Source organism: Aeromonas sp. PI_26 (assembly GCF_027854445.1).
Taxonomy (GTDB): Bacteria; Pseudomonadota; Gammaproteobacteria; order Enterobacterales; family Aeromonadaceae; genus Aeromonas; species Aeromonas veronii.
In genome coordinates, this window is record NZ_JAJNOE010000007.1 from 28,959 (window position 1) to 43,430 (window position 14,472).

13 protein-coding genes are annotated in these 14,472 nt (G+C 58.3%); 3 read left to right on the forward strand and 10 right to left on the reverse strand.

The features are described 5' to 3' along the window. Position 1 precedes the first annotated feature (1 nt). From LRL22_RS09555 to tapM, 4 genes are read right to left on the reverse strand one after another with little or no spacing between them, the layout of a single operon-like run. Positions 2 to 535: a pilus assembly protein PilP gene (locus tag LRL22_RS09555; RefSeq protein WP_005335020.1), complete on the reverse strand. Its 534-nt coding sequence runs from the start codon at positions 533 to 535 to the stop codon at positions 2 to 4. Next, positions 532 to 1,131: a PilO family type IV pilus biogenesis protein TapO gene (gene tapO, locus LRL22_RS09560; protein ID WP_005353996.1), complete on the reverse strand. Its 600-nt coding sequence runs from the start codon at positions 1,129 to 1,131 to the stop codon at positions 532 to 534. Before tapO ends, LRL22_RS09555 begins: the two co-directional genes overlap by 4 nt. Continuing rightward, complete coding sequence (gene tapN, locus LRL22_RS09565) at positions 1,128 to 1,706, reverse strand: PilN family type IV pilus biogenesis protein TapN (protein ID WP_005353997.1); 579 nt, start codon at positions 1,704 to 1,706, stop codon at positions 1,128 to 1,130. The genes tapO and tapN overlap by 4 nt, the downstream gene beginning before the upstream one ends. Continuing rightward, positions 1,694 to 2,755, reverse strand: a complete 1,062-nt coding sequence (gene tapM, locus LRL22_RS09570; RefSeq protein WP_270905269.1) for a PilM family type IVa pilus assembly protein TapM — start codon at positions 2,753 to 2,755, stop codon at positions 1,694 to 1,696. Before tapM ends, tapN begins: the two co-directional genes overlap by 13 nt. 300 nt (positions 2,756 to 3,055) lie before the next feature. Between tapM and LRL22_RS09575 the strand changes: the two genes are divergently transcribed. Next, positions 3,056 to 5,527, forward strand: a complete 2,472-nt coding sequence (locus tag LRL22_RS09575; protein ID WP_042054572.1) for a penicillin-binding protein 1A — start codon at positions 3,056 to 3,058, stop codon at positions 5,525 to 5,527. A 49-nt stretch (positions 5,528 to 5,576) separates the two neighbouring features. On the opposite strand, the gene oxyR is transcribed toward LRL22_RS09575, so the two are convergent. From oxyR to LRL22_RS09595, 4 genes are all read right to left on the reverse strand, one after another. Continuing rightward, the gene (oxyR, locus tag LRL22_RS09580) at positions 5,577 to 6,476 is read right to left on the reverse strand and encodes a DNA-binding transcriptional regulator OxyR (RefSeq protein ID WP_005354003.1); all 900 of its coding nucleotides are present in this window, start codon (positions 6,474 to 6,476) and stop codon (positions 5,577 to 5,579) included. Between the two features lie 156 nt (positions 6,477 to 6,632). Next, positions 6,633 to 8,273, reverse strand: coding sequence for a methyl-accepting chemotaxis protein (locus LRL22_RS09585; protein ID WP_151286593.1), 1,641 nt, complete (start codon positions 8,271 to 8,273; stop codon positions 6,633 to 6,635). 172 nt (positions 8,274 to 8,445) lie between these two features. Next, a complete protein-coding gene (locus tag LRL22_RS09590) occupies positions 8,446 to 9,090 on the reverse strand; it encodes a DsbA family protein (protein WP_270905270.1) in 645 nt (214 codons plus the stop codon). Between the two features lie 75 nt (positions 9,091 to 9,165). Continuing rightward, the gene (locus tag LRL22_RS09595; protein WP_058055949.1) at positions 9,166 to 10,026 is read right to left on the reverse strand and encodes a Vmh family MBL fold metallo-hydrolase; all 861 of its coding nucleotides are present in this window, start codon (positions 10,024 to 10,026) and stop codon (positions 9,166 to 9,168) included. A gap of 126 nt (positions 10,027 to 10,152) precedes the next feature. On the opposite strand from LRL22_RS09595, the gene LRL22_RS09600 reads away from it, so the two are divergent. Next, on the forward strand, positions 10,153 to 11,052 hold the full coding sequence (locus tag LRL22_RS09600) for a LysR family transcriptional regulator (protein ID WP_270905271.1): 900 nt from the start codon (positions 10,153 to 10,155) through the stop codon (positions 11,050 to 11,052). Between the two features lie 66 nt (positions 11,053 to 11,118). On the opposite strand, the gene LRL22_RS09605 is transcribed toward LRL22_RS09600, so the two are convergent. Continuing rightward, positions 11,119 to 11,898 (reverse strand): BPSS1780 family membrane protein, encoded by a 780-nt coding sequence (locus LRL22_RS09605; RefSeq protein ID WP_270905272.1) that lies wholly within the window; start codon positions 11,896 to 11,898, stop codon positions 11,119 to 11,121. Positions 11,899 to 12,199: 301 nt separating this feature from the next. On the opposite strand from LRL22_RS09605, the gene LRL22_RS09610 reads away from it, so the two are divergent. Continuing rightward, the gene (locus LRL22_RS09610) at positions 12,200 to 13,021 is read left to right on the forward strand and encodes a peptidoglycan DD-metalloendopeptidase family protein (RefSeq protein WP_101529520.1); all 822 of its coding nucleotides are present in this window, start codon (positions 12,200 to 12,202) and stop codon (positions 13,019 to 13,021) included. Between the two features lie 88 nt (positions 13,022 to 13,109). On the opposite strand, the gene LRL22_RS09615 is transcribed toward LRL22_RS09610, so the two are convergent. Next, a complete protein-coding gene (locus LRL22_RS09615; protein ID WP_270905273.1) occupies positions 13,110 to 14,447 on the reverse strand; it encodes an MATE family efflux transporter in 1,338 nt (445 codons plus the stop codon). Between the last annotated feature and the right edge of the window lie 25 nt (positions 14,448 to 14,472).

Consider the following 14,472-nt stretch of genomic DNA (forward strand, 5'->3'; position numbering starts at 1 on the left):
ATTATTGTTTTTCTTGCACATTGGCCATTGCCAACTGGGTTTCTCTTGTTACCCAGCACCCCTTCCCGTCCGGAATGGTTTCCAGCAAATCCACGGCAGTGTCAGTGATCTTGATGACCCGGCCCTGATCAAGCCCCATATACTGGTTGAGCCCGACCCGCATCGATTTGCCATCCGGGGTGCTGATCAAGGCCCACAACTGACCCGCCTTACCCAAAGAACCATGCATCGACAGACTGGCCAGCGAATAATTTTCCAGCACCTCTTTCTCACGATCCATCAGGGTCTGAGCACAATCCGGCTGGGCCTTGGCAGTGCTTGTACTTCCGACCGTCGCCTCAGGTTGGGGAACCATGAAGGGGCTGCGCAACTCGCGTTGCTGGTAGTGCATAGGGGCAAAAGGCTTCAGTTCGGGCAAGGGCTCGATAGGTATGGGTGGCCTTGCTTTGGTCTGGGCGACATAGCTATCCATGTCCTCCTGGCCACCACAGGCCGCCAGCAAGAGAGCAGGCAACAACCAGCAGATGCGTCTCATTGTTTCGGCTCCACTGTTTTACCGTTGTACTTGTAGGTCTTGGCCAACATCGACATCGAAATCAGCTCCCCTTCATCCTTGCTCTGACCCAGAGTGAAGGAGTCAAGAATGACGATACGGGGCAAAGCGGCCATGTCAGCGGTGAACTTGCCAATTTGATGGTAAGTGCCCACGACTTCGATACGCATCGGTAGCTCTGTCGAAAACTCGTGCTTGACCTCAGGTTCCCAGTTGATCCGGTTCAATTTCAAGCCGTTGTCGGTAGCAATAAAGCTGATATCGTCCAGCAGCCCGGCGACCTCATGGGTATTGGGCAACTGCTTGAGCTGGGTATCGACCAGTTGCTCAAGCTGAACCATTTGCGCCTTGTATGCCCCCAGGTTGGCAGCCAGCATCGCCTTGCTTTCAAACTGGGCTTTCAGTTCGGTCTCTTTCCCCGCTTCCTGAGTCAAACTGGTCAGTGAGTTGGCAATCACGTAGTAGTAGATGGCGCCGCCGGTCAACACGCAGCAGAAAAAGATGAAGACCCCTTTTGCCCATTTTGGCCAGCTTGCTATGTCATTGATATCCAACTCGTTGAGTTGCTGAAGGTTCATTGTTGCTCCTTGGCCACATTCCCTGCAGCCGCAGCATTGTTGGCGATCAGGAACATCATGGAAAACTGGCTCAATGACACTGGCGCAACATCAGCCGCAAAAATAGTGCTTATCTTTGCCTGACCCAACCAACCGGAACCATCAATCCGCCGCATCATGCTGGCCACCCGACCATAGGCTTCGGTCTTGCCATTAACATCAATAATATTGTTCTGCATCGAAAGTGTGTTGAGGTAAACCCCGTTGGGCACCAGTGAAGGCAGTTGATTAAAGAGGCGAACGGGCACATTGCGGCGCATCTGCAACTGCTCGATGAGCTGCATCCGATCGATCAGCTCCTTGCGACGCTCTTTGAGCAGACGGATCTCCCCCAGCTGGGCATCCAGAATAGTCATCTCCTGAACCAGCCGCTGGTTGCGCTGCTGCTGGGCGACGATCTGGCGATCAACCAGCCAGTTGGCAAAAAATCCCAGCGCGACCGTGGCCAGCACAAAAATCCCCAGCAAGGCCCCGAACTGTTTCTTTTGGCGCTGGGCTCGGGCTTCACGCCAGGGGAGAAGGTTTATATTTGACATGGTGTAAAACTCCTCAGAGCCAACCCGAATGCCGTCATATATTTAGCACCATGTACCAGTTCGGCCTCCCCTTTTGGTTTGCCAAACAGGGCGAACAGATCCGGGTGCAACACCTCGCAATTGACCTCTTCTTTTACCTGCACCAACAAACCGGGCAGTAGACTGCCTCCCCCCGTCAGCACCAGTTTTGCGATGTCGCGATAACCGGATGAACTGCAAAACAGCTGGATATTGCGCCGCACTTGCTGCAGCAGCGAGTTGATGTGGGGCATCAGCACATCCAGCTCATGGTCAACTGGCAAGGTACCTTTGGTTTTAGCCTGCTCAGCTTCATCCAACGTCATGCCATAAAAGGAGGAGAGCGCCTGGCTGTATTGATCGCCGCCGAAGTTTTGCAAGCGGGAGTAGATCACCTCCCCCTTGACCAGCGCCGCAAAGGTCATGGCACTGGCACCAATGTCGATCACTCCGATTGGCCGTTCACTCTCCAGCAATTCGGGCAGGCAGGCCACCACGGCACGGCCCAGCGCGTGGGCCCCCACATCCACCACCTTGACGGCAATACCAGCTTCGGCAAGAGCGCTGACCCGGCCGTTGACACTCTCGGTGCGGGCTGCGCTCAGCAGCACATCCTGACGATCTTCACTGTTGTTGGTGCTCAGCACCTCAAAGTCGAGGCTCACTTCATCGAGGGGGAAGGGAATGATCTGCTCGGCCTCCAGCTGCACCTGATTCTCCAGCTCCTTGTCACTGAGGCGGGCATCAATCTGGATCACCTTGGTTATCACATTGGAACCGGTCACCGCAGTGGCGGCATAGTCACTGTGAGCTGGGATCAGGCGCTTGAGGGTCTTGAGAGATTGGCTGACACGCTCGATATCCTGCAATTGATAGTCAACCAGCGTCCCTTTCGGGGTGGCAATATCGGCGACCGATTCGAGATGAAGCTTGCCGGGTCGGCCACTGAGGGTAACGGCCTTGATGGTCTGGCTGCCAAAATCAATGCCCACCAGGGGGAGGAGGGATCCCTTGTTAAAAAGCCCAAACATATACACATCCATGCGTTATTTGGTTTTATTCCTGAACAGAGTGTAGGACACCCGATCAGAGGAGTGCTTCACTCATCCTAAATGCTCTAACTATCAATGTCATAAAGTTTATGCCGAAAAGTGACCCATCTCGCTTTCTTCATGGCAAGTGGCCCTCCTTGGTTATTGCTCCACGTAGTGCTAACCTCTCGCATCCTTTTGAGGTGGGTGGCTCGCCACAGGAAAACCTCGAATTCCCGATGGCAAAAGGGCTATACTCTGCGCCCGTTGGCTAATTTTAAGACGATTGGTAGTTCTTCCATGCTGAAATGGCTCGTTCGCCTGTTTATTGTCATGATGCTGGGTGCAGTGCTGGGTGTCGCCAGCCTCATCGGTATCTACTTCTATATCAAACCCCAACTGCCCGATGTCACCGCACTGCGTGACGTCAAGCTGGCAACCCCGATGCGGGTTTACAGCCGGGATGGGGAGTTGATCGCCCAATATGGCGAAATTCGTCGCATTCCGCTGCGTCTGGACGAAATTCCGCAACCCATGATCGATGCCGTACTGGCGACCGAAGATGCACGTTTCTATGAGCACCCGGGCATTGACCCGATTGGTATCATTCGAGCCGCATCCGTCTGGGCTGTTTCCGGCCATGCCCGTCAGGGGGCCAGTACCATCACCCAGCAGGTTGCCCGCAACTTCTTCCTGAGCAATGAGAAGACCATCATCCGCAAGATCAAGGAGGTCTTCCTGGCCTGGCGGATCGAGCAGAATCTCTCAAAAGACGAGATCCTCGAACTCTACCTCAACAAGATCCCCCTTGGTTATCGCTCCTTCGGGATCGGTGCTGCGGCACAGGTTTACTTTGGTAAAGAGGTAAAGGATCTGGGACTTGACGAGATCGCCATCATTGCCGGTCTGCCAAAAGCCCCCTCCATGCTCAACCCCATCCGCTCTCCCGAGCGCGCCTTTGCTCGCCGCAACGTTGTGCTGGGCCGGATGCTGGAAACTGGCAAGATCACCCAGGCCCAGTTTGACGAAGCGTCCAAGATGCCGATCAAGGCCCGTTTTCACGGCGCCGAAGTGACCCTGCACGCCCCCTATCTCGGTGAAATGGTGCGCCAGAAGATGGTCGAGCAGTTCGGTGAAGATGCCTACACCATGGGCCTGCACGTCTACACTACCGTCTCTGCCGAACGTCAGCGGGCGGCAAGACAGGCACTGCTGGATGGCGTTTTTGCCTATGACATGCGCCACGGCTATCGCGGCCCGACGGCTCAGCTGTGGAAGGCTGGCGAGACAGCCTGGGATTACGAGCAGATTGTCGCTCACCTTGGCAAGCAGCCCACTTATGATCCGCTGATGGCGGCGGTCGTGACCAAGCTCGGTGATCGCAGCGCCACGCTGGTACTGAAGAATGGCAAGGAAGCAGAGCTCGGCTGGAACGGTATTAAATGGGCCCGCTCCTTTATTACCGACGACCGCCAGAGCTATGCCCCGAAATCGGCGCGCGATGTGCTGAAAGTCGGCGCCCAGATCTGGGTGCGGGAAGAGGGCGAAGAGTTGCTGCTGGCCCAAATCCCGGACGTCAACGCCGCGCTGGTTGCCATGAACCCGAAAAATGGGGCGCTGGAAGCACTGGTCGGTGGTTTCAGCTTCGAACTCTCCAAATTCAACCGGGTCGATCAGGCGCGTCGCCAGATCGGTTCCAATATCAAGCCTTTCCTCTATGCGACCGCTCTGGAGCATGGCTATACCCTGGCATCGCTCATCAACGATGCGCCGATCAACCAGTGGGATCCGTCAAAAGGGCCCATGTGGCAGCCCAAGAACTCCCCTGCCGTTTATGATGGCCCCACCCCGCTGCGTCTGGGACTGGCCAAATCCAAGAACGTGATGTCGGTTCGACTGATGCGCGCCATCGGTCTGGATACCTATATCGACGGTCTGACCCGCTTTGGTTTCCCTCGCGACTTCATCTCTCCCCATGAGTCGCTGGCACTGGGAGCTGCTGAATTCACCCCCCTCGAGGTAGTGCGTGGTTACTCGGTTCTGGCCAACGGTGGCTTCCTGGTGACCCCATACTTCATCGACAAAGTGACCGACAGTCTGGAGAACACCCTCTATCAGGCCAATCCTGCTATTGCTTGCACCACCTGCGAGCAGCAGGCCGCGCCCGAGCAGAGCACACTGCCAGAGCCAACTGTTGATGGAGCCGCACAAGATGGCACGCAGACCCCTCTCGCGCCAACCATCGCCCCGCATACCATCAGTGCCCAGAGCGCATTCCTGATCACTGACACCCTGAGCACGGCCATCTGGGGGGGCAACGGCTGGCGTGGTACCGGCTGGCGTGCAGCCCGCGACCTGAAACGTCACGACATCTCCGGTAAAACCGGTACCACCAACGAATCGCGGGATGCCTGGTTCTCCGGCTACACCCCGGACATCGTAGCTACCTCCTGGATCGGTTTTGACAACCACCAGCGTGGTCTTGGCCGTGCCGAATTTGGCGGTGGCGCCGCGCAGCCTATCTGGATCGACTTCATGAAAGTCGCCCTCAAAAAGCTGCCGGAGCACAAGATGCCGGTTCCCGAAGGGATCATGACAGTGAAGATTGATAGCGAAACCGGCCTGCTGGCAACCAGTGGCGGCACCGACGAATACTTCAAGGAAGGGACCGAGCCGACCCGCTATGCAGCACCGAGCTCGGATGGCAATCAGGTCTACGGCGGTGACAACCCCGATGTGGAAGGGCCTGTCTCAACCGACGATATCTTCTAAGCTGCTCTTACGGCAGAAGCAAAACCGGCAGCCTTGGCTGCCGGTTTTTTTATTGGGCCAACTGCTTGCTCATCAGCGTGGCGATCGAGGCCGCCAGCTCATTGAAGCAGGGGCGACGCACCGAGTAGTGGCGATAGAGCAGCGAGATGGTACGCCCCGGCACAGGGTCAACCACAGGTCGATAGCTCACCCCGCCTTCATCATGATCGGCAGGTACGGCCAACTTTGGCACCAGGGTCATGCCGCTACCGGCGGCCACCATGTTGCGCAGCGTCTCCAGACTGGTCCCCTTGAAGCGTTGATCCTCACCTATCCCGCCGGCGAAACAGAATCCCATCGCCTGATCCCGCAAACAGTGGCCATCGGCCAGCATCAGCAATTTCTTGCCCTTGAGATTACCGAGTGGCACCTGTCTGGCCTGTGCTTCGGGGTGATGGCAAGGCACAGCCAACCACATCGGCTCATGATAGAGCTGGATTGAACCAAACCCTTCCATCCCCGGCATCTCGGCCAGAATGACGCAATCCAGCTCCCCCTCTTCCAACCGCTTGAGCAGGGTTTGGGTCTGCTCCTCATAGAGGTAGAACTCCAGCTGGGGGAAACGCTCACGCAGGGTCTGGATAATGCGGGGCAACAGGTAGGGGCCCACGGTCGGAATGAAACCGATATGGATCTCCCCGGACATCGGCTCGGAGAAGTGCTGACCGATGCTCTTGAGCTCGCGCACCTCCTTGAGCACCCGACGCGCCTGATGGGCCATGGCATCGCCAGCCGGAGTAAACAGCACCTTGCGCGAGGTACGTTCGATCAGAATGACCCCGAGTTCATCTTCCAGCTTGCGCAGCTGGCCGCTCAGGGTGGGTTGACTGACAAAGCAGCGTTCAGCGGCTTTGCGAAAATGTTTTTCCTCATCCAGCGCCACCAGATATTCGAGATCGCGAAGATTCATACAGCAAGAGTCCTGCCTGGAAAATGGGCCATCAGCATGCACAATATCGTCCGGCGGGACAAGTCATCCACTTGCAGTGAGCCTCTCTGGCTGCCCCTCCAAAACAGAAAAGCCCGACCACCTTGCGGTAATCGGGCTGTTTGACTCGCCGATGGATTACACCCTGAAACGGCGCACCATATCCTGCAGTTGGGTAGCCAGGTGGTTCAACTCGTTGCACGCCTGAGCCATCTGGGTGGCACCGGCGGCCACCTCTTCGGAAGCATGACTGATATTGACCACGTTACGGTTGAGCTCCTCGCTCACCGCGCCCTGCTCTTCCGTGGCCGTTGCAATCTGGATGTTCATGTGGGAGATGCTGCTGACCGAGCCACTGATCTGGGAGATGGACTCGCCAGCTTCCCGCGCGGTAGCAACCGTGGTGTTCATCAGCTCCTGACTCTGTTGCATTGTACTGCCGGCCTGTTCGGCACGCTGCTGCAACTCGGCAATGATGGTGTTGATCTGGGAGGTGGAGTCCTGAGTGCGCTTGGCCAGAGTACGCACCTCATCGGCCACCACCGCAAACCCCCGCCCCTGCTCACCGGCACGGGCCGCTTCAATGGCGGCGTTCAATGCCAGCAGGTTGGTCTGTTCGGCAATACCGCGGATCACCTCCAGCACCATACCGATATTGCGGCTGTCATCGCCCAGTTGGCGGATCACCACCGCAGTGCTCTCGATAGCACCGGCGACCCGCTCGATGCGCAGAATGGAGTCATTCACCGTTTGCGCACCAATCTCTGCCGTTTCGCTGGCCGAGGTGGCGGCACTGGCCGCATCGCTGGTGTTGCGAGAGACCTCCTGCACCGTAGCCTGCATCTCGTTCATCGCCGTCGCCAGCTGGTTCAGCTCATGTTGCTGAGCATTCATATTGTTGGCTGACTGGCTGGCAACAGAGCTGATCTCCTCCGCAGCGGAACTCAGTTGAACCACAGAGCCCGACACTTCACTCACCAGGGTGCGCAGATTGGTCTGCATCTCACCAAACCCTTTGGCAAGGGTTCCCAGTTCATCATTGTTGAACTGCTGCATATCGATACGGGAGGTGAGATCACCAGAGGAGACACGACGGGTCTGTTCCAGTAACGCCATCACGGGGTTGCGGATCTGACCAGTCAGCAGCCAGGCAATTGCCACCACAAAACCCAGCGTCACCAGACTAACGATGATGCTCATGGTTCTGGCACTGCTGTAGAGCGCCTCCACATCTTTTGTCATCTGGGCCGCAATCTCGTTATTGATTTCCCGCAAGCGGAAGGATTTTGCTCCCACCTCCTCCAGCGCGACCCGGGTTTCGTTTTTGCGCAGACTTCTGACTCGCTCCAGATCGCCAGCAGCAAAGGCGCTCAACAGTTGGTCATGCACCGCAAAATACTTGGCCCCCGCCGCAACCACCTGCTCATAAACCTGTTTCTCTTCACCAGTAGTGAAAGGTAAAGCACCGTATTTTTGGGCGGCCTGTTCAAACTCCTGCTTGGCCTTATTAAAGGTCAGAGTGCGATCGCTTACCTCTTGATCATCCTTGTTCAGACCACCGATGACCTGGGCCAGCTCTGAGCGGCGCGCATCCAGAATCGCAACATGCATCTGGCTGGCATAGCGGGTTGACGGCAGCAGGTTGTCAGTAATGGTTTCGGTATCACCATAGAGCTTTGCCAACTGGCTGATGGAGAACCAGGCCAAGCCCAGTACCAGCAGTGCCAGGATGGCGAATCCGGCACTCAGTTTCTGGCCGATAGACATGTTTTTGAACATATGGGGGCTTCCTTGAAATGAGTCTGCACTCCCGCAACATCCGCCGGGAATGGTCACATAGAGCATAGTCTGCAAGCAGAAAGTCGAAGGCTTTCATATCGCTTCTGCATACAGGAATATCGGCCCGTTCATTCCAATTCTAAAGAGACCTTGTCCGTTCACATTCTAATAACTATTCCATCAACTCAAGAAGATGCTGACGCAACCCGGCAGGATCGCCCAAAAAGTCAGCCACTCGAACAGCACTCACCTTACCGTTGTGCATCAACCCAAGGGTGGGATAACCCTGACCGCCCAGCCGTTTCATCCAGCCCTGGCTATCTGCCAGATGTTGCAGCAAGGGGGCCTGCAGATAAGCTTGCTGAAATGCCTCGGCTGCAATCCCCTGCTCTGCCGCCAGCGTGGCTAGAAACGCTGGCTCACCAATCCAGATCCCGTCCCGATAGTGGAATTTCTGGATCCGGTGCAACATGACCAGCCCATCGCCCCCCAACGCCGTGACGGCCAAAACCGCACGGATCGGCGGCTCGGAGTCCAGCAGACAGCCTTCCCGCAGCAGCAGTTCGTTAAAGTAGCGCTCGCCAAAATGCTGGCCGGTCAGCGCTTCGATCCGCTGATCATGGGGGCGCACATAATCACGCAATGCCTCGCCCATCGGCTGACGGCGACTACCCATCCAGAGACCGCCCGCATGCAGCTCGATCTTGAGTCCGGCCATGGTGGCTGCCGCCTGCAACAGGGGGGCGGCACCGTAGCACCAGCCACAGAGCGGGTCATAGACATAATGGAGGGTGGTTTGTGGTTCGCTCATCTTCATTCTCACTTCAATCTCGGATAAAAAACCGGGCCCTTAGGCCCGGTAAAAAAACACAGGGAAAGCAGGCTCAGTGGCTTACCACTTCATCTCGCCGGTATTGACCTTGGCACCGATGGCCAGACCATCGTCAACCGGCAGTGCCGGATAGGCCTTCTTCAGAGCCTCAATCAGCTCACCGGAGTTTTTCGCCTTCGCCAGCTCCTGTTCGAAACGCTCTACATAGTCACGGGTAAAGCTCACAGCAGCAGTGCCTTTGGGAGCAGTGCCCAGGAAGTGGCCCGGTACCACGCGCTCGGGTTTCAGGGCCAGCAGGTTGTCCAGCGCCTTGACCCAGTTACTGCGGGCCGCCTTGGTCTGGCTGTCCGCCATCCAGACATGCACCCCGTGGTAGACCGGTACACCACCAAAAGCAGTCTTGATGGAAGGGGCCCAGAGGTAGGCATTCGGGGTGTTCATCTCTTTGATCTCAATCTTCTCGCCATCCAGCGTCAGGTGGCTGGCGGTCATCACTTGCGGCACGGTCAGGCTCTTCGGTGCGCCCTTGCCGAGGATCGGGCTCCAGTAGCTCAGCTTGGCATCCTTGGTCTGGTTGATGTGGTCAACCACATGCTGATCGGCCAGCACTTTGACATCCGGGAACGCCGCCATGACCGGCTCCAGACCGAAGTAGAAGTCGGGGTCACCGGCACTGATATAGACAGTGGTCAGCTTCTTGCCACTCTTCTTGATCATGTCGACCAGCGCCTGACCATTTTGCACATCGAATTGGGCATCGATCAGGATGGCCTCTTTGTCACCGGTCACCAGTGAGGAGGAGACCGGGAAGATCGCCTTCTCGCCAGGGTTGTAGACGGTCACGCTCAGGGGGGCGGCCAGTGCGGCGCCACTCAGCAGGGTGGTCGCCAGAGTCAGGTTGCGGATCAGGGTGTTGTTCATCATCTATTCCTCATTAAGTATTCGGGGGTTCATTTGATGGACACAGTGTATTGGATCACTTAAGGTGCAAATACAGCATAAAAAGCGCATCACTGTTGCACATATCGAACATATAGAGAGCCGTACATGGATCGACTGACCGCCTTGCGGGTCTTTGTCAGCGTAGTCGAACAAGGGAGCCTGAGCGGCGCCGGAGAGAAACTGGATATGTCGCGCGCCATGGTGTCTCGCTATCTGGCCGAGCTGGAGAGCTGGATGGGCGCCCGCCTGCTGCACCGTACCACCCGTCGTCTGAGTCTGACCGGGCCAGGAGAGGAGGCGCTGAACCGGGCCCGCGCCATGCTGGCGCTCGGCGAAGAGATGGAGCAGATCGCCGTGAAGGGAGATGACGCCCCCAAGGGGCAACTGCGGATCACCAGCAGCTACTCCCTGTCGGAAGCCTTGCTGGTCGGGGCTGCCAACGACTATCTGGCGCAATACCCGGGGACGGCCATCGACATTCTGCTGCTCGACAGAACCGTCAATCTGGTAGAGGAGCGGATCGATCTGGCGGTGCGCATCACCAACGACCTCGACCCCAATCTGGTGGTACGCCGTCTCGGTACCTGCCACTCGGTAGTCTGTGCCAGCCCGGCCTATCTGGCCCGTCATCCGATGCCACACAAGGTGCAGGATTTGGCGCTGCACAACTGCCTCACCTACACCTACTTCGGCAAGAGCCTGTGGGAGTTCAATGGACCGGATGGTCCCGAGTCAGTGCCGGTCAGCGGTAACCTGAGTGCCAATATCTCCAATCTGCTGCTGGAGGCAACACTGGAAGGTGCCGGGATCAGCCTGCAACCCCGCTACTCGGCACAACCCTATCTGGAGCGCGGGGAACTGGTACCCCTGCTGACCGACTGGCAGCCCAAGCGGCTCGGCGTATACGGGGTATATGCCACCCGCAAGCAGATGTCGCCACTGCTGCGCAGCTTCCTCGATTTTCTGCTGGCTCGCATGACGGCGGATCCCATCTGGCAGGAGTGAACACACCTCAAACCCGATCATGAAGAAGGGGCCTCTGCGGGCCCCTTCTTCAATCTGATCCCTTGATCAGGCTTCAAATCCGAATGGTTCTGAGTGCGGCGCTTCCGGCTGCGCACTCTCGTCCAGGAAAATATCCCGATAAGCCACATAGATGGAGTAGTTGAGCGCCGGGATCACCACCAGCAGACCTACCAGTAACAGCACAGCGCCAAACAGCAACAAAATAGCTGAGAGCAGCCCCCACCAGAAGAAAGGCCACATATTGCGCCAGCAGCCAGCGAAGCTCAGCCGTACCGCCTGGATGATGCCGATATCGTGGTGGTAGATCAGCGCCGGAGCAAAGGTGACCCCCATCAGCACGGGAATGATGAGCAGCATCCCCACCAGCAATACCAGCAGCAGTTGTTGCAACTGGCTGGCTGAGACCACCATGCTCTCGGGATCCTGCGTCAGCAGCGGGAGCAGCCCCCACATGGAGAGCAGACCGAGGCAGACGAGGCCAACCAGGCTAAACAGCAGCAACACCAGCAGACCGCCTAGCATCAGCGGGGTCAGCTTGTGGCGAAAACCGGCGAAGAGATCGGCAAACTGCAGCGGCTCCCCCAGATAACCCCGAGCGGCGGCCGCCACCCAACCCGCGCCCCACACCATGTAGAGCAGCTGGGAGATAAGGCCACCCGCTGGCAGTTGCTCCAGCAGCATACCCACCATAAACCAGACCAGCACCATGGCCACGCTGATCCCCATCCCCTTGTTGAAGATATCGAACCCGCTGCGAACCCAGAGCCAGCCACGACCTGTCGTGTACCGGGCCGGAGTGGTGCGCAAAGGGGGTAATCCGTTCATATCGTCTCCTCGGAGTGTCGGTGGCATCAGTGCCGGAAGCCGATTCTAGAGCCAGGGCGGGGGCGACTCAATGGCGAAGCGGCCCGACCACGACATAAAACCTGACGCAGCGATGCACAAAATGGGCGTCAGCCACGCCCCGCCTCTGGCTGCCTCGACCATAACGAGGCACAATCTGCTCCCTCCCCCAGCCGCACCTGTCGTGGCCAGCGTGTCGTGGTCACCCTTTAGTGATCGACGAATGCCGGACAGGGGGTTGTCACCCCGCCATCCCGGGCGTTTTAACATCGAGTGTATCGTCATGAGAGTTGTGTGTTGTCTGTTGTTGTTACTGGCCAGCCAGTCAGCCCTGGCCGAGGGTTTTATCAGTCGCCTGCTCAACCACCCGGTGCCGGGTGGCGTTGCGGTAATCCCTCTTGGCGCGTCCCCCACAGCCCCCACGGCCCGCTATCACGACAAACCCGTGCTGGTAGTGCGCGAAGACAACCAGTGGATCGCCATCGTCGGCATCTCTCTGAAAAGCACGCCCGGCGCCCAGCAACTGACCACAGGTGATGGCCGTACTCTCGGCTTCACCGTGACCCCCAAGCACTACCGCGAGCAGCACATCAAGCTAAAGAACAGCCGTCAGGTCAATCCGCTTGCCGAGGATATGACACGTATCAACCGCGAGCTGGCGGAGCAGACCCGGGCTTACCAGACCTTCAGCCCCAACCAGCCAAGCAACCTGCTGTTCGACAAGCCGGTCAACGGCCCCCTCTCCAGCCCGTTTGGCTTGCGTCGCTTCTTTAATGGCGAGGAGCGCAATCCCCACTCCGGCCTCGACTTCGCTGTCGGCGCCGGCACCCCGATCAAGTCCCCCGCCGCAGGCAAGGTGATCCTGATCGGCAACTACTTCTTCAATGGCAATACCGTCTTTGTCGACCACGGTCAGGGGCTCATCAGCATGTTCTGCCACATGTCGAAGATCGATGTGAAGCTCGGCCAGAGCCTGCCGCGTGGCGGCATCGTCGGGCGAGTCGGTTCGACCGGCCGCGCCACCGGCCCCCATATGCACTGGAACGTCAGCCTCAACGACACCCGGGTCGATCCCGCAATCTTTATCGGTGCCTTCAAGCCCTGAATCGGCAGAGCCCGTTAACAAAACATCCTCTAACAAAACAGGCCGCCCATGGCTGCCTGTCTGCTATCTGCACGTCGAACCTGATTATCTATCCGGCCAGCGCGTGGGCGCCGGACTCCCGACGCATCGCCCGCCACATCACCAACACCAGCAATGAGCTGCACGTTGGCAATGCCAGCCAGACCCCGGGCACGCCCCACAGGGTCGAGAATCCCCACAAGAAACCGCCGATCAGCACCAGCTTGCCACCGGTGAGCAGGGAGGCGATGCGGGCGCGATTGATGGCCTGGAAGTAGGTGGCCCCCACCAGCAGCAAGCCCTCCATCGGCAGCCCCCAGAAGTAGAGCCAGATCCCGAGGCTCGCCACCGGCAGCAAGGTGGCGTTGTCGCCGGCAAACAGATAGACCGCCGCCTCCGGCCACAGATAAAGCGGGAACATGGCGCACAGGGCGATCCCCAACGTCACTCCGAGTGCCAGATTGCGGATCCGCAACACCCGCCGCCAGTGACCGGCTCCTGCGTTGAAGCTGGCGATGGGCTGGATACCCATGGCGATCCCCTCAAACACCAGATAGAAGAAGGCCTCGGTGTAACTGATCACCCCGTAGGCGGCCACATGCAGCGAAGTGCCGACCGCCAGCAACGCCTTGTTGTGCAGTGCCAGCACCACTGAGAGATAGAGGTACATCAGAAAACTGGAGACCCCGAGGCGCACCGTCTCGCCCATCAGCCGCAGATCGGGGCGCAAGGTGTCCCAGCTTATCCGCAGCTGGCTGCGCGGCGTGAAGAAGTGCCACAGGCAGGCGAGGCCCGTCACTGCCTGGGAGAGCATGGTGGCGGTCGCCACCCCGGCCAGTCCGAACGGAAACACCGCCATCAGCAGATAGTCGAGCAGCACGTTGAGCAGCCCCCCGACCACCATGATGAGGGTGACAAACCCGGGGCGGCCATCGTTGCGCAGCAGCGAGCTGAACGCCATCGACAGCACCGCAAAGACGCCAAGCCAGGCGTAGGCCTGCAGGTAGGAGAGCCCGGCGGTGAAGATCTCCCCCTCCGCCCCCATCCAGGCCAGCATGGGCTCGCCATAACGGCTCCCGATAAAACTGAGCAGTGCCGAGGCCAGCAACACCATCACCAGCGCATTGCCGACAATATGGCGGGCTTTGGCCGGATTGCCCTGCCCCAGATAGAAGGAGACCAGCGACGAGGCCCCCATGCCGATCAGCGCCCCCACCGCATAGAGCACGGCGCAGATGGGATAAGCCAGCATCAGACCGGCCATGCCATCCTGACCCAGCACATGGCCAACGAAGATGCCATCGATGGTGACATAGATGCCGGTGATCAGCATGGCCGCCACGGTCGGGGTTACGTAACGCCAGAAAAGGCGAGATAGCGGGGCTGTGCCCAGATCAACAGCTGACATATTCGACTCGGTGGAGAGAAAGCGG